Source organism: Streptomyces sp. NPDC026659 (assembly GCF_040638245.1).
Classification (GTDB): Bacteria; Actinomycetota; Actinomycetes; order Streptomycetales; family Streptomycetaceae; genus Streptomyces.
Genome location: NZ_JBEZXY010000007.1, coordinates 165,707 through 187,464 on the forward strand (window position 1 = coordinate 165,707; position 21,758 = coordinate 187,464).

The window sequence follows — 21,758 nt, forward strand, 5'->3', positions numbered from 1 at the left end:
ATCGCGGGACACCGGGCGCGGCGGGGAAACAGCCGCCGCGCCCGGTCCCGTACACCGTCTCAGCGGTTCGTCGCCGCCACCCACCGCTCCAGCGTCCGCCCGGCCGCCCCGGAGTCGATGGACTCCGCCGCCCGCGCCATGCCGTCGCGCAGCTGGTCCGCCAGGGGCGCCCCGGTCGGGTCCAGGGCCACCAGCGCGGCCGCCGAGTTCAGCAGCACCGCGTCCCGTACGGGGCCCGTCTCGCCGTCGAGGAGCCTGCGGGCGACCTCCGCGTTGTACGCCGGGTCGCCGCCGCGCAGGGCGTCCACCGGGACCAGCTCGATGCCGACGTCGCGCGGGTCGAAGACCTCCTCGGTGACCTTGCCGTCGCGCACGATCCATACCCGCGAGGGCGAGGTCGTCGTCAGCTCGTCCAGGCCGTCCTCGCCCCGGAAGACCAGGGAGGAGTTGCCGCGCTCGGCGAAGACGCCCGCCACGATGGGCGCCATGGCGAGGTTGGCGACGCCGACCGCCTGCGCCCGCACCCGGGCCGGGTTGGTCAGCGGGCCGATGACGTTGAAGACCGTACGGATGCCGAGCTGACCGCGCGCGGCGCCCACGTGCCGCAGCGCCGGGTGGAACTTGATCGCGAAGCAGAAGGTGATCCCCGCCTCCTCCGCGACCTCGGCCACCCGCTTCGGGGTCAGCTCCAGGTTGACGCCCAGCTTCTCCAGCACGTCGGAGGAGCCGGAGGCGGAGGACGCGGCGCGGTTGCCGTGCTTGATGACCTTCGCGCCGGTGCCGGCGACCACGATCGAGGACATCGTGGAGATGTTCACGGTCTTCGCGCCGTCGCCGCCGGTGCCGACGATGTCGACGGTCCGGCCCGGCACCTCGATGGTGTTCGCGTGGTCGTACATCGCCCGGACGATGCCGGTGATCTCCTGGACCGTCTCGCCCTTGGCGCGCAGCGCGACCAGGAACCCGGCGATCTGGGCGTCGGTCGCCTCGCCGCGCAGGAGCCGGTCCATGGCCCAGGCGGTCGCGTCGGCGCTCTGGTCCTCGCCCTCGAGCAGGGAGTTCAGTACGGCAGGCCAGGAACGGCCCGCCGCGGTGTCGCCTCCAGCGGGGGTCACAGCGCTCATCAGCCGCTCCTGTGTGAAAAGTCCTCGTACGGAGGGCACGCATGTGCCCACCCCCACCCTATCCAGCCCGAACAGGGCGAAGGGCCCCGCCCGGAATCCGGACGGGGCCCTTCGTGCGTGTGGCGACGCGGGGATCAGTGGTGGCCGTGGCCGCTCGTGATCTCCTTGTACTCCTCGACGGTCGGCTTCGGGATCTGGTTGTCCTCGCCGTAGTAGGCGTTGGAGAGCTTGACGCGCAGCTTCTCCGACGCCGGCACCTTGCGCTCGACACCGTTCTCGTCCACCGTCGCGCCGATCTCGGCCGGCTCGTACTGGTGGTGCGCCGTGAGGGTGTGCAGCTGCTCCTGGCTGAGCGGCTCGTGGACCTCGATGAACTCACCGTGCGGCAGGCGCTTGATGATGCCGGTCTCGCGGCCGTGCAGCACCTTCTCCTTGTCGCGGCGCTGGAGGCCGAGGCAGATCCGCTTGGTGACGATGAACGCGATCACCGGGCCCGCGAAGAAGCCGATGCGGACGAACCAGGTCACGGCGTTGATCGACAGGTGGAAGTGGGTGGCCCACAGGTCGTTGCCACCGCCGACCAGACCGATCATGTAGACCGTGATCCAGGCGACACCGAACGCGGTACGCGTCGGGGCGTTGCGCGGGCGGTCCAGGATGTGGTGCTCGCTCTTGTCGCCGGTGACCCAGGACTCGATGAACGGGTAGACCGCGATGGCCATCAGCACCACGCCGAACAGCACGAGCGGGATGAAGACGCCCAGGACCAGCGTGTGGCCCCAGAAGTTGATCTCCCAGCCCGGCATGTAGCGGACCAGACCCTCGGCGAAGCCCATGTACCAGTCGGGCTGGGCGCCGGTGGAGACCTGGTCGGGCCGGTAGGGGCCCATCGCCCAGATCGGGTTGATCTGCGCGATCGCCGCGATGGCGGCGATGACACCGAAGACCAGGAAGAAGAAGCCTCCGGCCTTGGCCATGTACACCGGCAGCAGCGGCATGCCGACGACGTTGGTCTCCTTCTTCCCCGGACCCGCGAACTGCGTGTGCTTGTGGTAGAAGACCAGGATCAGGTGAGCCACCATCAGGCCGAGCATGATGCCCGGCAGCAGCAGGATGTGGATCGAGTAGAACCGCGCCACGAAGTCGTGACCGGGGAACTGCCCGCCGAAGAGGAAGAACGAGATGTACGTGCCGACGATCGGCATGGACAGGATCGCACCCTCGGTGAAGCGCACACCGGTGCCGGAGAGCAGGTCGTCCGGGAGCGAGTAACCGGTGAAACCGGTGAACATGCCGAGGACGAACAGCAGGAAGCCGAACAGCCAGTTGACCTCACGCGGCTTGCGGAACGCGCCGGTGAAGAACACGCGCATCATGTGCACGAACATGCCCGCGAGGAAGATCAGCGCGGCCCAGTGGTGGATCTGCCGGATGAGCAGACCACCGCGGACGTCGAAGGAGATGTGCAGCGTGGAGCTGAACGCCTCCGACATCAGCTGTCCCTGGAGCGGGATGTAACTGCCGTGGTACTCCACCTCGTTCATCGACGGGTGGAAGAACAGCGTCAGATACACACCCGTGAGGATGATGATCAGGAAGCTGTACATGCACACTTCGCCGAGCATGAACGACCAGTGGTCGGGGAAGATCTTGCGCATGTTGGCCTTGGCCAGGGAGTAGATCCCCAGCCGGCCGTCGGCCCAGTCGGCGATGCGCTCGCCGGCCGGAGCCTTCCCGCCCGAGCGGGAAGCGTCGTTGTTCGCAGTACTCATCCGCGCTCCCAGAATGCAGGACCGACGGGCTCCGCGAAGTCGCCGAGCGCTTCGAGGTAACCCTCGTCGTTCACGCCGATGTGCAGCTGGGGCAGGGCGTGACCGGCGGGACCGAAGATCACCCGGGCGCCGTCGGAGAGGTCGAAGGTGGACTGGTGGCACGGGCACAGCACGTGGTGCGTCTGCTGCTCGTACAGGGAGATCGGGCAGCCGACGTGGGTGCAGATCTTCGAGAAGGCGACGATGCCCTCGTGCGACCACGCCAGTTCCTGCTTGTCCTTGATGTTCTCCGGCTGGAGCCGGATGATCATCAGGGCCGCCTTGGCGATCTGGTTCTGGAAGTCCTCGTCGGTCTCCTCCAGGCCCTCGGGCTTGGCGAAGGTCAGCGAGCCCACGGCCACGTCCTCGGGACGCAGCGGCTCGTTGGTGTTCACGTTGACGAGGAGCTTGCCCTTCGCCCACAGCGTGTGGCGGAGCGAGTTGTGGGGCAGCGGACCCAGGTCGCGCAGCAGCATGACGCCGGAGAGCGGCACCATGGCCAGCGCGCCGAACATGGTGTTGCGGATCAGCTTGCGACGGCCGATCCCCGACTCGGCGGCACCCTGGCGGAAGTCGTCGAAGACCTGCGCGCGGACCGTCGGCTCGGCCGCGATCGGGTGACGCTCGGCCACCATCTCCACGTCGGACATCAGCGTGCGCGCCCAGTGGACGGCACCCGCGCCGATGCAGAACAGCGCCGTACCGAGGGTCAGGCCCAGCGCGAAGTTGAGCGCGCTGAGGTGCCCGATCGGGAAGACGAAGATCGACTTCTCACGCGGGATGGTGACGTAGGAGGCGATGAAGCCGAGGGTCGCCAGCATCGAGATCGTGAACAGCAGGGCGACCGTGCGCTCGGACCGGTTGGCGGCCCGCTCGTCGATGTCCTGGATCCGGTGCTCGTGGGGCGGCAGCCCCGGGTCGGCGAACGGGTTCTTCTCGTCCGCGACGCTTACCGCGCCGTGCGCGTGGTCCTGCTCAGCGGGCAGGTTCTCTTCAGAATTGTCTTGGCTACTCATGACTTCTTGGCCTTTGCGGTCCGAGCGGCGACCCAGACGGCTACCGCGATCAGCGCGCCGAGGCCGAAGATCCAGGCGAACAGACCCTCACTGACCGGCCCGAGGCCGCCCAGCTCCAGACCGCCCGGGTTCTCGGTCTCGCTGCCGTTGACCGCGTGCAGGTACGCGATGATGTCCTTCTTGTTCTTCTCCGTCATCGTGGTGTCGGGGAAGGACGGCATGTTCTGCGGGCCGGTCTGCATGGCCTCGTAGATGTGCTTGGGGTCGACGCCCTCGAGGCTCGGGGCGTACTTGCCCGCGGTGAGGGCACCACCCTTGCCGGTGAAGTTGTGGCACTGCGCGCAGTTGGTGCGGAACAGCTCGCCGCCCATGGCGATGTCCGCGCCTTCCGGGCCGTACTGGTCCTTCGTGGGCACGCTCGGGCCGGCGCCCAGCGACGCGACGTACGCGGCGAGCTGGTCGATCTGCGCCTGGGTGTAGATGGTCTTCTTGCGCGGGAGCTGAGCCATCTGGGAGGTCGAGGCCGGCATACGGCCGGTGCCGACCTGGAAGTCGACCGCGGCGGCGCCGACGCCGACCAGGCTCGGCCCGTCGGAGGAGCCCTGGCCACCGGTGCCGTGGCAGCTGGCGCAGCCGACCTCGTAGAGCTTCTTGCCCTCCTTGATGGTCAGGGACTGGGAGGTTTCATCGGCCTGGGCCTTGCTCGCGGGTGCGAACGCGGCGTACAGCCCCCCAGTTGCCGCCAGCGCGAGGAGTAGGACGACGACCGCCGCCAGCGGATGGCGTCGTCGTGCGGAGAGCTTTTTCACGGATTACCCCGGTGTCAGGATCTTCTGCGTCGGTGCTTCTGGATGTGCGGGAACGGTCCCCGCTACTTGATCAAGTAGATCGTGGCGAAGAGGCCGATCCAGACCACGTCGACGAAGTGCCAGTAGTAGGACACGACGATGGCGGCGGTCGCCTGCTCGTGGGTGAACCGCTTCGCCGCGTAGGTACGGCCCAGTACCAGCAGGAAGGCGATGAGACCGCCCGTCACATGCAGGCCGTGGAAGCCGGTGGTCAGGTAGAACACGGAGCCGTAGACGTCGGAGGACAGCGAGATGCCGTCCTTCTTCACCAGTTCCGTGTACTCGAAGATCTGTCCGCCGATGAAGATCGCACCCATGATGAAGGTGAGGATGAACCATGCGCGGAGCTTCTTCACGTCCCCGCGTTCGGCGGCGAACACTCCGAGCTGGCAGGTCAGGGAGGAGAGCACCAGGATCGTGGTGTTCGTCGCGGAGAAGGGCACGTTGAGCGCGTGCGCCATCTCCTTCCAGTGATCCAGTCCGGTCACCGATCGAGCGGTGAAGTACATCGCGAAGAGGGCCGCGAAGAACATCAGCTCGGAACTCAGCCAGATGATGGTTCCGACGCTGGTGAGGTTCGGTCGATTGACCGACGGGTGCGCGTGCCCGGTTTCTACTGTCGTTGCTGTCGCCACGACCGACATTATGTCGGTCGCTTATCTCGCCCTCACTCCGGGGGTGCCGTTCGGAGTGTCCGTGCTTGTCGTACCGGTGTTGACGTGGTGTTCGGCGGAGTAACATCCGCCCCGGAAAGGCCCGTCCGTATGACGCCGACGTCTCGGAGGAACCATGCAGCCGACCGCCACTGTGCTGGTGTACAGCGACGACTCCACCACCCGGGAACAGGTGCGGCTGGCCGCCGGCCGCCGGCCGGCTCCGGACGTGCCCCGGATCGAGTTCGTGGAGTGCGCGACGCCCGAGGCCGCGGTGCGCGCGGTGGACGCGGGTGGCATCGACGTCTGCGTGCTGGACGGCGAGGCGGCGCCGCTGGGCGGCATGGGGCTGTGCCGCCAGCTCAAGGACGAGGTCTTCGACTGCCCGCCCGTGCTGCTGCTGATGGGCCGCCCCCAGGACGCCTGGCTGGCCACCTGGAGCCGGGCCGACGCGGCGGTGACGCTGCCGGTCGACCCGATGGAGTTCGCCGAGGCCCTGGCCTCCCTGCTGCGCGGACGGCGCCTGCAGAGCGTCTGAGACGCCGCCTGGGCCCGAGGCGCCGTGCGGGCGCGGGAGCCGCCCGGGACGGGTCGTACGGCTCCCGCGTCGCCGCTCAGGCCGCCGCGGGGCGCAGCCGCACCGAGTCCTGGGGGTTGGCCGGGGCACTCGCGCCGCCGGTCAGGGCGCTGCCCGCGCTCCACTTCTTCCAGTCCAGGTTCCAGTCGCCGAAGCCGTTGCCGAAGTCCTCCATGCCGTGGCCGCCCGAGTTGACGACCTTGACGACGTCGCCGGGGCGTACGTGGTCGAAGAACCACTCGGCGTTCGAGGTGCTCATGCCGACGCAGCCGTGGCTGACGTTGGCGTATCCCTGGGAGCCCACGGACCAGGGCGCGGCGTGCACGTACTCGCCGGACCAGGTCACCCGGGTGGCGTAATAGACCGGCAGGTCGTAGGAGTCGGAGGTGCCCTCGGCGATGCCGACCGTGGTGCCGCGCATCCGTACGAAGTACTGCTTCTCCAGCACCACCTTGACGCCGTTGCGGGTCTCGAAGCCGGGCTTTCCGGTGGTGACCGGGATCCGGTTGAGCTCCTGGCCGTTCTTGTAGAACGTCAGCTGGTGCGTGGCGGCGTCGGTGATGGCCTCGACGCGGTCGCCGATGGTGATCTTCAGGTCCTTGCTCTTGCCGCCGGAGACCTTGTCACTGATCTTGATGCCGTCCAGGTCGCTGTACGCCCGGACGGTGGCGTGCGCGGGCCAGTACTCCTTGGGCCGGTAGTGGAGTTCCTTGTCGCCGACCCAGTACCAGGACCCCTGCACGGCCGGCACCGACTCGACCCTGAGGCCCCGCTCCACGACGGCCCGCTGCGCCTTGTCCTTGACCTCCTGGTCCAGCAGGACGGTGATGGGCTGCCCGACGCCGTACTCGCCCGCCTCGGGCCCGAAGGTGACGCCCAGGGTCTTCTTGGCCGCGGTCTTCGTGGTGTCGAAGGTGAGGACCTTGCGGCCGGGGGCGCCGTCGTCGTCCTCGGTGCTGACCTGGACCGTGTAATGGGCGTTCGCGGCCAGCGGGGAGGTACTGTGCCAGCGGCCGCCGTCGGCGGCGAGTTCGCCCGTCACATAGCGCCCCGTGGCGTCCCGGGCGGACACGTCCGTGATCCGGCCCTCACCGCTCTTCAGGGTGACTTCCAGGGGCTTGTCCGGGTCGACCCGCTTGCCCGCCTCGGTGGGGCCGGTGAAGGAGATCTGGTCCGCCGCGTCGTACGGCTTGGTCGCCAGGGCGGCGTTGCCGTCCGAGCCGCAGCCGGTGACGCCCGCGCCGAGGGCGGTCACCAGCAGGGCGCAGCTGACGACGGTGCGGGTCCGCGCAGTGTGATTCATATGATCACGTTATGAGACGAAAAGTCCGGGAGCGCGGCGCGTACCTCGGACGAGGGACGGACACTGCGGCAAACGGAGGAGCCCGGACCCTCCTGACGGAGTGTCCGGGCTCCCGGTGCGCTCTGCGCTGTGTTACGGGGCGGTCCTACTGGGTGCGGTTCTCACCGCGGTAGTACTCGAAGACCCAGCCGAACAGACCGATCAGGATGATCGGCGCCGCGAAGTAGACCAGCCACCAGCCGACCGCGATACCGAGGAAGGCCAGGGCGCCGCCGACCGCCAGGGAGAGCGGCTGCCAGCTGTGCGGGCTGAAGAAGCCCAGCTCGCCCGCGCCGTCCGAGACGTCGGCCTCCTTGTCGTCCTGCGCGCCCGCGTCGACCCGCCGGGCGGTGAAGCCCAGGTAGAAGCCGATCATGATGCACAGGCCGAAGGCCAGGAAGAGCGCCGTGGTGCCGGCCGGCTCCTTCGACCACACGCCGTACACGACGGCCATGATCAGGACGAAGAAGCTCAGCCAGATGAACATCCGGCCCTGGATCTTCACTTGCCGGCCTCCTTGCTGCCCGCGATGGCGGCGCCGTGACCGGCGTGCTCAAGCTGCTCCAGCGCGGCGATCTCGGGGTGGTGCAGGTCGAAGGCCGGGGATTCGCTGCGAATCCGCGGCAGGGTGAGGAAGTTGTGCCGCGGCGGCGGGCAGGAGGTCGCCCACTCCAGCGAACGGCCGTAGCCCCACGGGTCGTCCACGCCGACCGGCTTGCCGTACTTGGCCGTCTTCCACACGTTGTAGAGGAACGGCAGGATCGACAGGCCCAGCAGGAACGAGGCGATGGTCGAGACGGTGTTCAGGGCGGTGAAGCCGTCGGCCGCCAGGTAGTCGGCGTACCGGCGCGGCATGCCCTCGGCGCCCAGCCAGTGCTGGACCAGGAAGGTGCCGTGGAAGCCGATGAACAGCGTCCAGAAGGTGATCTTGCCCAGGCGCTCGTCCAGCATCTTGCCGGTGAACTTCGGCCACCAGAAGTGGAAGCCGGCGAACATCGCGAAGACGACCGTACCGAAGACCACGTAGTGGAAGTGGGCCACCACGAAGTACGAGTCGGAGACGTGGAAGTCCATCGGGGGCGAGGCCAGGATGACACCGGTCAGACCACCGAACACGAAGGTGATCAGGAAGCCGGTGGTCCAGAGCATCGGCGTCTCGAAGGACAGTGAGCCCTTCCACATGGTGCCGATCCAGTTGAAGAACTTCACACCGGTCGGGACCGCGATGAGGAACGTCATGAAGGAGAAGAACGGCAGCAGCACACCGCCGGTGACGTACATGTGGTGCGCCCACACGGTCACGGACAGACCGGCGATGCCGATCGTGGCGGCGATGAGGCCCATGTAGCCGAACATCGGCTTGCGCGAGAACACCGGGATGATCTCGGAAATGATGCCGAAGAACGGTAGGGCGATGATGTACACCTCTGGATGGCCGAAGAACCAGAAGAGGTGTTGCCACAGCAATGCCCCGCCGTTGGCGGCGTCGAAGACATGGGCGCCGAACTTGCGGTCCGCCTCCAGGGCGAACAGCGCGGCCGCGAGGACCGGGAAGGCGAGCAGGACCAGCACACCGGTCAGCAGCACGTTCCACACGAAGATCGGCATGCGGAACATCGTCATGCCCGGAGCGCGCATGCAGATGATCGTGGTGATGAAGTTGACCGAGCCGAGGATCGTGCCGAAGCCGGAGAAGGCCAGACCCATGATCCACATGTCGGCGCCGATGCCCGGCGAGCGGACCGCGTCCGACAGCGGGGAGTAGGCGAACCAGCCGAAGTCGGCCGCACCCTGCGGGGTGAGGAAGCCGCCGACGGCGATCATGGAGCCGAACAGGTAGAGCCAGTAGGCGAACATGTTCAGCCGCGGGAACGCCACGTCGGGCGCGCCGATCTGCAGCGGCATGATCCAGTTCGCGAAACCGGCGAACAGCGGCGTCGCGAACATCAGCAGCATCACGGTGCCGTGCATCGTGAACGCCTGGTTGAACTGCTCATTGGAGACGATCTGCAGACCCGGACGGGCCAGCTCGGCGCGCATGATGAGCGCCAGCACACCACCGATGAGGAAGAACGCGAACGACGTCGCGAGGTAGAGCGTGCCGATCGTCTTGTGGTCGGTGGTCGTCAGCCACTTCACCACGACATTGCCGGGCTCCTTGCGCCTGACCAGCAGCTCGCTGTCGGACGCGTCGGCTGCGGCGGCACCCTGGGGTTCGTTGAGGATGCTCACAGGTTGTTCGTCTCCCGGTTCTTCTCGTGGCTCGTCTGCGCGATGCCGGCGGGAATGTAACCGGTCTGCCCCTTCTTGGCGAGGTCCTTGAGGTGCTGCTCGTACCGCTCGGGGGAGACGACCTTCACGTTGAACAGCATCCGGGAGTGGTCGACGCCGCACAGCTCGGCGCACTTGCCGAGGAAGGTGCCCTCATGGTTGGGAGTCACCTGGAAGGCGTTGGTGTGACCCGGGATGACGTCCTGCTTCATCAGGAACGGCACCACCCAGAAGGAGTGGATGACGTCACGCGAGGTGAGGATGAAGCGGACCGTCTTGCCCTTGGGCAGCCAGAGCGTCGGACCGGGGTTGTTGGTCTGCGGGTTCCGCGTACCCGGAGTGCCGACGTCGTAGACACCGCCGGCGTCCGCCGGGAATGCCTTCGTGAACCGGTCCGGAATGGCGGCCAGGTTCGGGTCGGTCTTGGCGTTCCCGGTGGAGCCCGGGACGTTCTCGATGTAGTTGAAGCCCCAGCTCCACTGGAAGCCGACCACGTTGACCGTGACGTCGGGCTTCTTCTCCAGGCTGAGGAGCTTCGACTCGTCGCGTGCCGTGAAGTAGAACAGCACGGAGACGATGATGATCGGAACCACCGTGTACAGCGCCTCGATGGGCATGTTGTACCGCGTCTGCGGCGGAACCTCGACCTTGGTGCGGCTGCGCCGGTGGAACATGACGCTCCACAGGATCAGGCCCCACACCAGCACGCCGGTAGCGAGCGCGGCGGCCCAGGAACCCTGCCACAGGGAGAGGATGCGGGGAGCCTCTTCCGTGGTCGGGGTGGGCATACCAAGGCGGGGGAAGTCCTTGTATGTGCAACCGGTGGCGGTCGCCAGGACCAGGCCCGCGGTCAGTGCCTGCAGCAGCTTCCGCCGCATCGCGCGCCGCGGCTTGGGGGTACCGCCCACGCCTTTCGGGCGAAGGGGGAGGTCGGAGCCGTTGGGACTCACGTAGCGCCTTCCCGAGAGTCTCGCCCGCGCGGTCGGCTGCGGCCTTCTCGCTGGTCGGTCGCCGCCCTGCGTCGGGCAGGGGTTTGGATGTTTATGCGGACCAAACCCTAGCCGACGGCCTCCGGCGGTTCGCGGGGAGGGGGGGATACGCGTCGTCGGGTCGTTTCGGGGGGTGTTCGGGGGCGCCTAATCGCCGTGGGTTGTTGCGATTTGGGGGCGTGTGCGGGTATGTGGCGGGCCGGTCGCGCCCACGCGGTGGAGCCGCACATCGATACAGCCCCGCGCCCCTTCAGGTCGGCCGCCCCCCGGTTGGCTGCTCAGAGAGGTTCTAACGTGGGCGTGTGGGTTACTTCGACGCTGCTTCCGTTGCTCCTCTTCATCCCGTTGCCCGGCAGGCGCTGGTGGCCTCTTTGGAGGAGGGGTGGGCCGATCCTGGGCGTGTCTACCGGGAGGGGCGCAGGGCTCGGGTGCTGGTGGACGCGGCTCGGGAGGCGGCGGCGGAGGCGGTGGGGTGCCGGGCCGACGAGGTGGTGTTCACCGCCTCGGGGACCGATGCCGTCTACCGGGGGATCGCGGGGGCGCTGGCGGGTCGGCGGCGGACGGGGCGTCACCTCATCGTGTCAGGGGTCGAACATTCTTCTGTACTCCATTCGGCGGAGGCGTGGGAGGCGGACGGGGGGTCGGTGAGCCGGGTCTCCGTCGATCGTGGGGGTGCCGTCTCGGTGGGTGGGTACGGGGACGCGCTGCGGGCGGACACCGCGCTGGCGTGTCTGCAGTCCGCCAATCACGAGGTGGGGACCGTGCAGCCGGTGGCCGAGGTGGCCGAGGTGTGCCGGGCGGCGGGGGTGCCGTTGCTGGTGGACGCCGCTCAGTCGCTGGGGTGGGGGCCGGTCGGGGGCGGCTGGTCGCTGCTGACGGCCAGTGCGCGCAAGTGGGGCGGGCCCGCCGGGGTGGGGCTGCTCGTGGTGCGCAAGGGGGTGCGGTTCCAGCCCCAAGGGCCGCGCGAGGAGGGGCGGTCGGGGCGCTCCGCCGACTTCGGGAACATCCCGGCGATCGTCGCGGCGGTGGCCGCGCTGCGTGCCGTACAGGCCGAGGCGGACGCGGAGGCGGTACGGCTGCGGGAGCTGACGGAGCGGGTGCGGGCGCGGGTACCGGGGCTGGTGCCGGACGTGGAGGTGGTGGGCGATCCGGTGCGGCGGCTGCCGGGGATCGTCACCTTCTCCTGTCTCTACGTGGACGGCGAGGCGCTGCTGCACGAGCTGGACCGGGAGGGCTTCGCCGTCTCCTCGGGGTCCTCGTGCACGAGCGGCACGCTGGAGCCGAGCCATGTGCTCAGGGCGATGGGGGTGCTGAGCGAGGGGAACGTCCGGGTGTCGCTGCCGCCGGGTGTGGCGGAGGCGGACGTGGAGCGGTTCCTCGACGTGCTGCCCGGCGCGGTGGCCCGGGTCCGGGAGAAGCTGGGGGCGCCCGCTCCCGCGACGTCGGTGCGCGCGGCGGAGCTGGTGGTGGACTCGCTGGGCAAGCGGTGCCCGATCCCGGTCATCGAACTGGCCAAGGTCATCGGGGACGTGCCGGTGGGCGGCACCGTACGGGTGCTCTCGGACGACGAGGCGGCCCGGCTCGACATCCCGGCGTGGTGCGAGATGCGGGGGCAGGAGTATCTGGGCGAGGAGGCTGCCGCGGCGGGTACGGCGTATCTGGTGCGGCGCGTTTCCTGACGGACGGTCGCCACCTCGCACACGGATGCCCCGCGCCCTTCCCGGGTACGGGGCATCCGTGGCGGCGCGTCAGGCCAGGTGGGCCTGGACCTCGGCGGCGGCGTCCTCGCCGTAGGCCTTGGTGAAGCGGTCCATGAAGTGAGCACGGCGGAGCTGGTACTCCTGCGTGCCCACGGTCTCGATGACCAGGGTCGCCAGCATGCAGCCGACCTGGGCGGCGCGCTCCAGGGAGACGCCCCAGGCGAGGCCGGAGAGGAAGCCGGCGCGGAAGGCGTCGCCCACGCCGGTCGGGTCGGCCTTGCGCTCCTCGTCGGGGCAGCCGACCTCGATCGGGTCCTCGCCGACGCGCTCGATGCGTACGCCGCGCGAGCCGAGGGTGGTGACGCGGTGGCCGACCTTGGCGAGGATCTGCTCGTCGGTCCAGCCGGTCTTGGCCTCGATCAGGCCCTTCTCGTACTCGTTGGAGAACAGGTACGTGGCGCCGTCCAGCAGTATCCGGATCTCCTCGCCCTCCATACGGGCGATCTGCTGGGAGAAGTCGGCGGCGAAGGGGATGGCGCGGGTGCGGCACTCCTCGGTGTGGCGGAGCATCGCCTCCGGGTCGTCGGCGCCGATGAGGACCAGGTCCAGGCCGCCGACGCGGTCCCCGACCGTCTTCAGCTCGATCAGGCGGGCCTCGCTCATGGCGCCGGTGTAGAAGGAGCCGATCTGGTTGTGGTCGGCGTCCGTGGTGCACACGAAGCGGGCGGTGTGCAGGGTCTCGGAGATGCGGACGGACTCGGTGTCCACGCCGTGGCGCTCCAGCCAGGCGCGGTACTCGTCGAAGTCGAAGCCCGCGGCGCCGGCCAGGATCGGGCGGGTGCCGAGCTGGCCCATGCCGAAGGCGATGTTCGCGCCGACGCCGCCCCGGCGTACGTCCAGGTTGTCGACCAGGAAGGAGAGCGAGACCGTGTGCAGCTGGTCCGCGACGAACTGGTCGGCGAAGCGGCCGGGGAAGGTCATGAGGTGGTCGGTGGCGATGGAGCCGGTGACTGCGATGCGCACGACGGGCGTTCTCCTGGCGGAAGGGGCGGTGACAGTTCACGCTACCCGTTTCCGGGCAGCCGCTGAAGCAGCGAAAACTACCCGATAGTAGATCTTTCTTCCCTGCCGCCCGCGTGCCTACGGTGCGGGCATGACGAACCTCAGGGGCAACTCCCCCACCTCGGCCGACCTCGACGGCGGCCTCGCCGCGCTGCGGGGCGACTGCGCCCGGATGGTCCCGCACTGGCCGACGTCGGCGGACCCCTCGGCCCGTCCGGTCCCGCCGTCACTGATCCACGGGGTACGCGTCCCGGCCCGCTCGGCCCGGCTCGTGGACGCCATGCCGGACTACGGCGACTGAGCCGGGGGCGCACGAAAGGGAACCGCGCGCCCCCCGCACGCGTCCCACCGCCGTCCCCGCGAGACGGGACACGGACCGGCGAGGAGCGATGCGGTGAACCCCGAGCGACCCCAGAACCCCGACACCCCCGAGGACGTCCCCGTCCCGGAGCCCGAGCAGACCGAAACGGGGCGGCCTGCGACAGCGGAGGTGCGCGGGGGCGCGGCCCCTGGATCGGGGGCGACGGACGCGGGTGCGCACACCGGCGCGGCGGCGGAGCCGGGCTCGGCGGACGCGGACGCGGAGTCGGGGGCAGCGGACGCGGGCGCGCCGGCAGACGTGAAGCCGGAGGCTGCGGGCACGGACGTGGCTGCGGAGCCCGAGACGGCCGCGAAGCAGGAGGCGGCAAGCGCGGACGCGGGCGCGGGGTCGGAGTCGGGCTCGGCGGACGCGGAGACGGTGGCGGACGCGGCGGCGGACGCAAAGCCGGAGGCGGCGGCCACGGGCGTGACGGCAGCGGGCACCGACGCGGTGGCGGAATCGGGATCGGCGGACGCGGGATCGGCCGACTCGGACGGAGAGCCGAAGTCGGAGGCTGCGGGCACAGGCGTGGCTGCGGAGCCGGAGGGCCTGGGGACGGGCGCGGAGCCGGAGGCAGCGCACCGGGCGGACGCTCGGGCCACCGAGACGCCGGCCCGGGAATCCGACCGTGTCACCCAGACGGCGGAGCCGGAATCGCCTCGCGCAGCAGAAGCGCCGACGCCGGAGGAGACCAGCCGGGCCGGGGCGTCAGGCCCCGAAGGCAGCGCACCGGACGCCGAGGCTCCGAGCACCGAGCAGCTCGCCCCGGCCACCACGACCCCGAGCCCCGAGGAACCCGCCCCGGGCGCCACGGCCCCGCGCCCCACGCCCACCCCCGACGCCCCCACCCCCACCAAATCCACCCACCCAGCCGCGCCCCACTCGGATGAACCCGCTCCCCCGCCCCGCCCCCGTACCGCCCTGGTCGTCGCCTCCGTGGCCGCCGCTGTGCTCGCGCTCGGGGGTGGCGGGGCCTGGCTCGCTTCCGGGATCGGGGTGGACAGTGGGCCCGGGTCGGCCGGTCCCGGGGACACTCCGCCGCCGCTCGCGCTGGACGGGTGGAGTCCGGCGGGCGCGTCGAGTGCGGCCGGGATCGCGCCGGGGGAGCCGAATCCGTACGGCGTGCGGTACGTGGCCGCGGGGAAGCTGCCCGACGGGCCGGGGTCGGCGTCGGTGCAGGCCCCGGAGGGCGCCGTCGGGAAGGACGCGGTGGCCCGGCTGGCGCGGGTGCTGGGGGTCGGCGGGGCGCCGGTGACGGACGGGGACGGCTGGCGGGTCGGCGGGCGCGCGGGTGAGCCGGTGTTGCGGGTGGCGGGGGGTGCGGCGGGCGGCTGGTCGTTCAGCCGGTACACGCCCGGCACCGACAACTGCCCCAAGGCGGACGTGTGCGCGCAGGACCCGGTCGCCCCGGCCGCCGACGCGGTGAGCGTGGCGAAGGCGCGGCAGGTGGTCGCGCCGGTGCTGAAGGCGCTCGGGCAGGACGACGCGAAGACCGACGCGAGCCAGGTCATGGGCGCCCGGCGGGTGGTGAACGCCGATCCGGTGGTGGGCGGGCTGCCCACCTACGGCTGGACGACCGGGCTGACCGTGGACGAGCGGGGCGAGATCGTCGGCGGGCACGGGATGCTGGCCGTACCCGAGAAGGGTGCGGAATACCCCGTACTCGGCGCGGCGAAGACGCTGGAACTGCTCAACTCGGCGCAGCCGGGCGGGCATCGGATGGGCATCGGGGGCTGTGCGACGCCGGAGCCGCTGAAGGACCGGCTGGAGCAGCCGTGCGGCTCGGACGTGTCCCCGGGGGCGCCGGAGGGTGACCGGCTGACCGTGGAGAAGGCGGTGTTCGGGCTGGCCGTGCACCCGGTGGGCGGCCGGGAGACGCTGGTGCCGTCGTGGCTGTACGAGGTGCGGGGCGCGGCGGCGCGCGGCACGTTCACGGTGACGTATCCGGCGGTGGACCCGAAGTATCTGGCCGCGCCCTCACCGCTGCCGTCCCTGTCCGCCTCGTCCTCGGTGTCGGGCACGCGATCGGTGAAGGTCGGGGCCTACAGCGCCGACGGCCGTGAGCTGACCGTCCGTTTCCTGGGCGGCGTCTGCGCCGACCACCGCGCGGCCGCGAGGGAGAGCGCCGGGCGGGTGACGGTGTCGGTGACCGAGCACCCCCGGCCGGGCAAGGTGTGCGTGCTGATGGCGAAGGAGTTCGCGGAGACCGTGCGACTGGACGCCCCGCTCGGCGGGCGGACGGTCGTCGCGGAGGACGGCGGGCGCGTGCCGGAGGCGGATTCACTGGCCCGCCCCGCGAAGTAGTCGTCCGCTCCGCGAGGTAGCCGTACGCCTTACGAAGTAGTCGTCCACCCCGCGAAGTCGAGAACGCACGAGGCGGCGGACCCCCGGTCGGGGGCCGCCGCCTCGTGCGTCGGGCCGATCGGGCCGGGCCCGGTCAGCTGAAGGAGTCGCCGCAGGCGCAGGAGCCGGTCGCGTTCGGGTTGTCGATCGTGAAGCCCTGCTTCTCGATCGTGTCCACGAAGTCGATGGTGGCGCCGCCAAGGTAGGGGGCGCTCATGCGGTCGGTGACGACCTTGACGCCGTCGAAGTCCTTCACGACGTCGCCGTCGAGGGCGCGCTCGTCGAAGAAGAGCTGGTAGCGCAGGCCGGAGCAGCCGCCGGGCTGGACGGCGACGCGCAGCGCGAGGTCGTCACGGCCTTCCTGGTCGAGCAGCGCCTTGACCTTCGACGCGGCGGCGTCGGTCACGATGATGCCGTCGGTGACGGTGCTGGTCTCGTCCGATACGGACATCTACATCTCTCCCAAGTCGTACGGAGACTGCTTTTCGAGGAGTGCAACCGGCGCGTCGGCCGATTCATTCCGGGCCGGGCGGGCGCGTTGCCGCGTTCTGCTTCTCTCTTCAATGCTCGCACACGGCCGGAGGGTGGGACAGCGACCGGGCTCCGGGGGGGGGCGGCCCGGGCTCCGGGGGGGGGCGGGCCGGGCCGAGATTCACGTCGCGCCGGGATTCATGTCACATGGACGCTATGGCCATCGTCAAAGTGACGTGAAGCGGTTATGATAGATAGCGTCAGTTAGACGAAAACCAGAAAGGGTAGGTGTCGTGACCACCGCCCAGACCCCGCAGCTCGACGTCCAGCCGTCTCCGCTCGCCCTGCTGCTGCTCGGCCGCGGCGCCGACCCGAAGAGCGAGCGGGGCGTCGAATGCCCCGGCGATCTGCCCGCGCCCTCCGACCCGGACCTCGTCGAGCGCGCCCGCGCCGCGAAGGCGAAGCTCGGGGACAAGGTCTTCGTCCTCGGCCACCACTACCAGCGTGACGAGGTCATCCAGTTCGCGGACGTCACGGGCGACTCCTTCAAGCTCGCCCGGGACGCCGCCGCGCGTCCGGAGGCCGAGTACATCGTCTTCTGCGGTGTGCACTTCATGGCCGAGTCGGCCGACATCCTCACCTCCGACGACCAGAAGGTCGTCCTGCCCGACCTCGCCGCCGGCTGCTCCATGGCCGACATGGCGACGGCCGAGCAGGTCGCCGAGTGCTGGGACGTGCTGACCGAGGCGGGCGTGGCCGAGCAGGTCGTGCCGGTGTCGTACATGAACTCCTCGGCCGACATCAAGGCGTTCACCGGCAAGCACGGCGGCACGATCTGCACGTCGTCCAACGCCAAGCGGGCCCTGGACTGGGCCTTCGAGCAGGGTGAGAAGGTGCTGTTCCTGCCCGACCAGCACCTCGGGCGCAACACCGCCGTGCGCGAGATGGGCATGTCCCTGGAGGACTGCGTCCTCTACAACCCGCACAAGCCGAACGGCGGGCTGACCGCCCAGCAGCTGCGCGACGCCAAGATGATCCTCTGGCGCGGCCACTGCTCCGTGCACGGCCGCTTCTCCCTGGAGTCGGTCGAGGACGTCCGCGCGCGCGTGCCCGGCATCAACGTGCTGGTCCACCCCGAGTGCCGGTACGAGGTCGTCGCCGCGGCCGATCACGTCGGCTCGACGGAGCACATCATCAAGACCCTGGAGGCGGCCCCGGCCGGTTCCAAGTGGGCCATCGGCACCGAGCTGAACCTCGTCCGCCGCCTGGCGAATCGTTTCGCGGCCGAGGACAAGGAGATCGTCTTCCTCGACCGCACGGTCTGCTTCTGCTCCACCATGAACCGCATCGACCTCCCCCACCTGGTCTGGACCCTGGAGTCCCTCGCCGAGGGCACCCTGGTCAACCGCATCGAGGTGGACCGCGAGACGGAGGCGTTCGCGAAGCTGGCGCTGGAGCGGATGCTGGCGCTGCCGTAGCCCGCGACAGCGGACGAGGAGGGCCCGGAAGACACATCCCGTGTCTTCCGGGCCCTCCTCGTCCGCTTCTCAGTCAGGGTCCAGCGCCCGCCACTTGTCCAGGTGCAGCACGGGCGTGACCACGACGGCCCGGAAGCGGGCCGGCGGATCGAAGGTCACCACCAGCTCCCCCGGCGCCGCGCCCTCCTGCACACACCCGATCCGCGACCTCGGGACGAACCAGCCCCCGGCCCCAAAGGCTGGTTCCGCGTCCGCCCTGAAGTGGAAGTGCTCGTCGCAGCACTGCGCGACGCCCGGGATCGTAGTGGGCTCCCCCTCCCTGCCGTAGGCGATGGCGTCCGCCAGCAGCGTGTCCCCCGTGCCGACCACGTCGGCGATCCGGTCGATCGCCGCGTTCGCCCGGCGTCGCCGCCGCCAGTCGAGTACTCCCATGTGGGCTCCCCCCTCGGCTCATGACCCCTCCCCGGGGTCCGCCGCACCATTGTGACCTGAGAAAAGGGCAGGGGCCCGGAGTGCACGGGTGTGCGCTTCGGGCCCCTGGCCGCCGAGAACCGGCCGGTTACACCTTCACCGGCTCCGGCTCGTCCGCCGTAGCCTCCGGCTCCGCCGGGCCCGCCTTCTTGGCCGCCTTCTTCGCCGCGCGGCGCTCCTTGCGGAGTTCCAGCATGGCGTAGAGCGTCGGGACGAGGAGGAGGGTGAGAAGGGTGGAGGTGATCAGGCCGCCGATGACGACGACGGCGAGGGGCTGGGCGATGAAGCCGCCCTGGCCGGTGACGCCGAGGGCCATGGGGAGCAGGGCGAAGATCGTCGCCAGGGCCGTCATGAGGATGGGGCGGAGGCGGTGGCGACCGCCTTCCACGACCGCCTCGACGACGCCGTAGCCCTGGGACCGGTACTGGTTGATCAGGTCGATCAGCACGATCGCGTTGGTGACCACGATGCCGATGAGCATCAGCATGCCGATCATCGCCGGGACGCCCATGGGGGTGCCGGTGACGATGAGGAGGCCGAGCGCGCCGGTCGCCGCGAACGGGATGGAGACCAGCAGGATCAGCGGCTGGGCCAGCGAGCGGAACGTCGCCACCAGCAGCATGAACACGATCGCGATGGCCGCCAGCATGGCCAGGCCCAGGTTCTTGAACGCGTCGTCCTGGTCGGAGGAGACACCGCCGATCTCGGCCGTGGCGCCCGCCGGGAGCTTCAGCGTCTTGAGCTTGGCCTGCAGCTGGGTGCTGACCGCGCCGGTGTTGTCCCCGGTCGGCCGGCCCTTGATCGTCGCGGCGCGCTGGCCGTCGATACGGGTCATGGAGACCGGGCCGTCGACCAGCTGGACCGTCGCGATGTCACCGAGCTTGACCCGGCCCAGGTTCAGGTTCTTCAGCTGGGCCAGCGTGGTCGCGGGCTTGGCCGAGCGCACCACGATGTCGCGCTCGGTGTCGTCCAGGATCGCCTTGCCCGCGGGGAGGCCGCGTATGGCCTGCGCGACGGCGCCGCCCAGCTTCTGCTGGTCGAACCCGGCGGCGGCCGCCTTGCCGTTGGCCTTGACCGAGATGCGCGGCACGCTCTGCGAGAGGTTGCTGGTCACGTCGGTGACGTCGTCCAGGCCCGCCACGGTGGAGCGGACCTTCTCGGCGGCGGTCTTCAGGGTGGCCGGGTCGGCCGCCTTGACCACGACGCTGAGGTCCTGGTTGCCGAAGCTGTCGCCGCCGGACACGGTGGTCGTGCCGATGCCGTCGAGCCCCGCGAGCCCGTCCGTCAGGTGCTTCTGCACGGCGTCGAAGGACGCGCCGTCCTCCAGCATGACCTGGTACGACGCCTGGTTGGTGTCGGTGCCACCGCCGAAGGCGGCCATGAAGCCGGAGGAGCCGATGGTGACCTGGTAGTCCTTGACGCCCTTGATCGAGCCGAGCAGCTTCTCCACCCGCTTGGCCTGCGCGTCCGTGGCCTGAAGGCTGGTGCCGGGCTTCAGCGTCTGCTTGACGGTGAGGACCTGCTGCTCGCCCTGGTCGAAGAAGTTCGTCTTCAGCAGCCCGGACATCCCGAAGGTGCCGAGCAGCACGACCACCGCGATCAGCACACTGGTGAGACGGCGCCGGGTGGCGAACCGCAGGACCGGGACGTAGAGGCGCTGGAGACGGCTGTCCGCCTCCTTCTCCTCGGCCCGGCGGCGCGCCTCCTCGGCGTCCTCGGGGGTGCCCTTCGGGGCGCGCAGGAACCAGTACGACAGCACCGGAACGACCGTCAGGGACACGAGCAGCGAGGCCAGCAGGGCCGCCGTCACGGTGATGCTGAAGGAGCCGAACAGGGCGCCCACCATGCCGCCGACCAGGCCGATCGGCAGGAAGACGGCGACCGTGGTGAGGGTCGAGGACGTGACCGCTCCGGCCACCTCGCGCACCGCGCCGATGATGGCCTGGCCGCGCTCCTCGCCGTAGCCGAGGTGACGCTTGATGTTCTCCAGGACCACGATCGAGTCGTCCACGACCCGGCCGATGGCGATGGTCAGCGCGCCCAGGGTGAGCATGTTCAGGGACAGGCCGCGCGTCCACAGCACGATCAGCGCGAGGACCACGGAGAGCGGGATGGAGACCGCCGTGACCAGCGTGGAGCGGACCGAGGCCAGGAAGACCAGGATGATCAGGACCGCGAAGAGCAGACCGAGGGCGCCCTCGGTGGTCAGGCCGTCGATGGCCTTGGAGACCGCCGGGCCCTGGTCGCTGACGACGGTCAGCTTCGCGTCCGCGCCGAGGTCGGTGCGCAGCTTCGGCAGCTTGTCCTTGACGGCCTGGGAGATGGCGACGGCGCTGCCGTCGTGGTCCATGGTGACGTTGACGGCGAGGCTCGGCCGGCCGTCGGTGCGGGTGAGGGAGTCCGAGGGCGCCGGGCGCTCCTCGACCTTCGCCACGTCACCGAGGCGCACGGGCTTGGCGCCGGGGGCGCCGGTGACCATCAGGTCCTGGATCTGTGCGAGCGAGGTGTAGCCGCCGCCGACCTGGACGGTGCGGTTGGCGCCGTCCTCGTCGAAGGAACCGGCCGGGACGGTCGCGCCGCCCGCCTGCAGCGCGGGGACCAGCGCGGCGGGGGCCAGACCGGCCTTGGCGAGCTTGGCGTCGTCCGGCGTGACGGTCACCTGGACGTCACGGACGCCGGTGACCTGGACGCGGCCGACGCCGTCGATGTCCTTCAGCGCGGGGACGACCGTACGGTCCAGCTTGTCGGCGAGCGCCTGCTGGTCCTGGCCGGAGGACGCGGCGAGGACGACGGTGGGCATGTCGTCGGTGGAGCCGGAGATGACCTGCGGGTCGACGGAGTCCGGGAGCTGGCCCCGGGCCCGGTTCACGGCCTGCTGCACGTCGGTGACGAGCCGCTTGGTGTCGTTGCCGTAGTCGAAGGACGCCATGATCACGGCGTTGCCCTCGCTGGCGGTGGAGGTGACACCGGTGATGCCGTCGACGCCCTGGAGGTTGTTCTCGATGGGCTCGACGACCTGCTTCTCGACCACGTCGGGCGAGGCGCCCTGGTACGGCGCGATCACCGACACCATGGGCAGGTCGATGGTGGGCAGGAGCTGCTGTTTGATCTGGGGTATCGCGATGGCTCCGAAGAGCAGCGCGACGAGGGACACCAGGCCGACGAGGGCCCGTTGTTTCAGGCTGAACCGGGACAGCCAGGACATGGGACAGGGTCTCTCTTCTGTGAGCGGCAGAAGCTG

The 21,758-nt window shown here is 70.0% G+C and carries 18 protein-coding genes; 5 read left to right on the top strand and 13 right to left on the bottom strand.

Annotated elements, in window-relative coordinates; translation table 11 throughout:
* Positions 1 to 59: 59 nt before the first annotated feature.
* The 5 genes from trpD to AB0E91_RS19200 form a co-directional block, all read right to left on the bottom strand.
* Positions 60 to 1,124 carry an anthranilate phosphoribosyltransferase gene (gene trpD / locus AB0E91_RS19180; protein WP_361782854.1) on the bottom strand — a complete coding sequence of 355 codons (1,065 nt, stop codon included), beginning with the start codon at positions 1,122 to 1,124 and terminating at the stop codon, positions 60 to 62.
* A gap of 134 nt (positions 1,125 to 1,258) precedes the next feature.
* A complete protein-coding gene (locus AB0E91_RS19185; protein ID WP_361782857.1) occupies positions 1,259 to 2,896 on the bottom strand; it encodes a cytochrome bc complex cytochrome b subunit in 1,638 nt (545 codons plus the stop codon).
* Positions 2,893 to 3,951 carry a Rieske 2Fe-2S domain-containing protein gene (locus AB0E91_RS19190; RefSeq protein ID WP_361782860.1) on the bottom strand — a complete coding sequence of 353 codons (1,059 nt, stop codon included), beginning with the start codon at positions 3,949 to 3,951 and terminating at the stop codon, positions 2,893 to 2,895. Before AB0E91_RS19190 ends, AB0E91_RS19185 begins: the two co-directional genes overlap by 4 nt.
* Positions 3,948 to 4,760: a c-type cytochrome gene (locus AB0E91_RS19195; protein ID WP_361782863.1), complete on the bottom strand. Its 813-nt coding sequence runs from the start codon at positions 4,758 to 4,760 to the stop codon at positions 3,948 to 3,950. Before AB0E91_RS19195 ends, AB0E91_RS19190 begins: the two co-directional genes overlap by 4 nt.
* A gap of 62 nt (positions 4,761 to 4,822) precedes the next feature.
* On the bottom strand, positions 4,823 to 5,443 hold the full coding sequence (locus AB0E91_RS19200; RefSeq protein WP_161179955.1) for a heme-copper oxidase subunit III: 621 nt from the start codon (positions 5,441 to 5,443) through the stop codon (positions 4,823 to 4,825).
* 145 nt (positions 5,444 to 5,588) lie between these two features.
* On the opposite strand from AB0E91_RS19200, the gene AB0E91_RS19205 reads away from it, so the two are divergent.
* Positions 5,589 to 5,990 carry a hypothetical protein gene (locus tag AB0E91_RS19205; RefSeq protein ID WP_361782867.1) on the top strand — a complete coding sequence of 134 codons (402 nt, stop codon included), beginning with the start codon at positions 5,589 to 5,591 and terminating at the stop codon, positions 5,988 to 5,990.
* 76 nt (positions 5,991 to 6,066) lie between these two features.
* Here AB0E91_RS19205 and AB0E91_RS19210 read toward each other — a convergent pair whose 3' ends face one another.
* From AB0E91_RS19210 to coxB, 4 genes are all read right to left on the bottom strand, one after another.
* Positions 6,067 to 7,332, bottom strand: coding sequence for an Ig-like domain-containing protein (locus AB0E91_RS19210; RefSeq protein ID WP_361782870.1), 1,266 nt, complete (start codon positions 7,330 to 7,332; stop codon positions 6,067 to 6,069).
* A gap of 145 nt (positions 7,333 to 7,477) precedes the next feature.
* Entirely contained in the window at positions 7,478 to 7,876 is a 399-nt protein-coding gene (locus tag AB0E91_RS19215) for a cytochrome c oxidase subunit 4 (RefSeq protein ID WP_161179958.1), read from the bottom strand.
* Positions 7,873 to 9,603, bottom strand: coding sequence for a cytochrome c oxidase subunit I (gene ctaD, locus AB0E91_RS19220; RefSeq protein ID WP_361782873.1), 1,731 nt, complete (start codon positions 9,601 to 9,603; stop codon positions 7,873 to 7,875). Before ctaD ends, AB0E91_RS19215 begins: the two co-directional genes overlap by 4 nt.
* The gene (gene coxB / locus AB0E91_RS19225) at positions 9,600 to 10,520 is read right to left on the bottom strand and encodes a cytochrome c oxidase subunit II (RefSeq protein ID WP_202486445.1); all 921 of its coding nucleotides are present in this window, start codon (positions 10,518 to 10,520) and stop codon (positions 9,600 to 9,602) included. Before coxB ends, ctaD begins: the two co-directional genes overlap by 4 nt.
* A gap of 413 nt (positions 10,521 to 10,933) precedes the next feature.
* Here coxB and AB0E91_RS19230 point away from each other — a divergent pair, with 413 nt between their 5' ends.
* Positions 10,934 to 12,310: an aminotransferase class V-fold PLP-dependent enzyme gene (locus AB0E91_RS19230; protein ID WP_361782876.1), complete on the top strand. Its 1,377-nt coding sequence runs from the start codon at positions 10,934 to 10,936 to the stop codon at positions 12,308 to 12,310.
* A gap of 69 nt (positions 12,311 to 12,379) precedes the next feature.
* Here AB0E91_RS19230 and AB0E91_RS19235 read toward each other — a convergent pair whose 3' ends face one another.
* Positions 12,380 to 13,354, bottom strand: coding sequence for a carbohydrate kinase family protein (locus AB0E91_RS19235; RefSeq protein ID WP_361782879.1), 975 nt, complete (start codon positions 13,352 to 13,354; stop codon positions 12,380 to 12,382).
* Between the two features lie 130 nt (positions 13,355 to 13,484).
* Between AB0E91_RS19235 and AB0E91_RS19240 the strand changes: the two genes are divergently transcribed.
* Complete coding sequence (locus AB0E91_RS19240; protein ID WP_361782881.1) at positions 13,485 to 13,694, top strand: hypothetical protein; 210 nt, start codon at positions 13,485 to 13,487, stop codon at positions 13,692 to 13,694.
* A 93-nt stretch (positions 13,695 to 13,787) separates the two neighbouring features.
* Positions 13,788 to 16,058, top strand: a complete 2,271-nt coding sequence (locus tag AB0E91_RS19245; RefSeq protein WP_361782884.1) for a hypothetical protein — start codon at positions 13,788 to 13,790, stop codon at positions 16,056 to 16,058.
* Between the two features lie 133 nt (positions 16,059 to 16,191).
* Here AB0E91_RS19245 and erpA read toward each other — a convergent pair whose 3' ends face one another.
* On the bottom strand, positions 16,192 to 16,548 hold the full coding sequence (gene erpA / locus AB0E91_RS19250) for an iron-sulfur cluster insertion protein ErpA (protein WP_161180710.1): 357 nt from the start codon (positions 16,546 to 16,548) through the stop codon (positions 16,192 to 16,194).
* A 313-nt stretch (positions 16,549 to 16,861) separates the two neighbouring features.
* On the opposite strand from erpA, the gene nadA reads away from it, so the two are divergent.
* Positions 16,862 to 18,046 carry a quinolinate synthase NadA gene (gene nadA / locus AB0E91_RS19255; protein ID WP_361782888.1) on the top strand — a complete coding sequence of 395 codons (1,185 nt, stop codon included), beginning with the start codon at positions 16,862 to 16,864 and terminating at the stop codon, positions 18,044 to 18,046.
* Positions 18,047 to 18,115: 69 nt separating this feature from the next.
* Here the strand turns inward: nadA and AB0E91_RS19260 are convergent, their stop codons facing one another.
* The gene (locus tag AB0E91_RS19260) at positions 18,116 to 18,478 is read right to left on the bottom strand and encodes a hypothetical protein (RefSeq protein WP_361782891.1); all 363 of its coding nucleotides are present in this window, start codon (positions 18,476 to 18,478) and stop codon (positions 18,116 to 18,118) included.
* Between the two features lie 127 nt (positions 18,479 to 18,605).
* On the bottom strand, positions 18,606 to 21,722 hold the full coding sequence (locus tag AB0E91_RS19265) for an efflux RND transporter permease subunit (protein ID WP_361782894.1): 3,117 nt from the start codon (positions 21,720 to 21,722) through the stop codon (positions 18,606 to 18,608).
* Between the last annotated feature and the right edge of the window lie 36 nt (positions 21,723 to 21,758).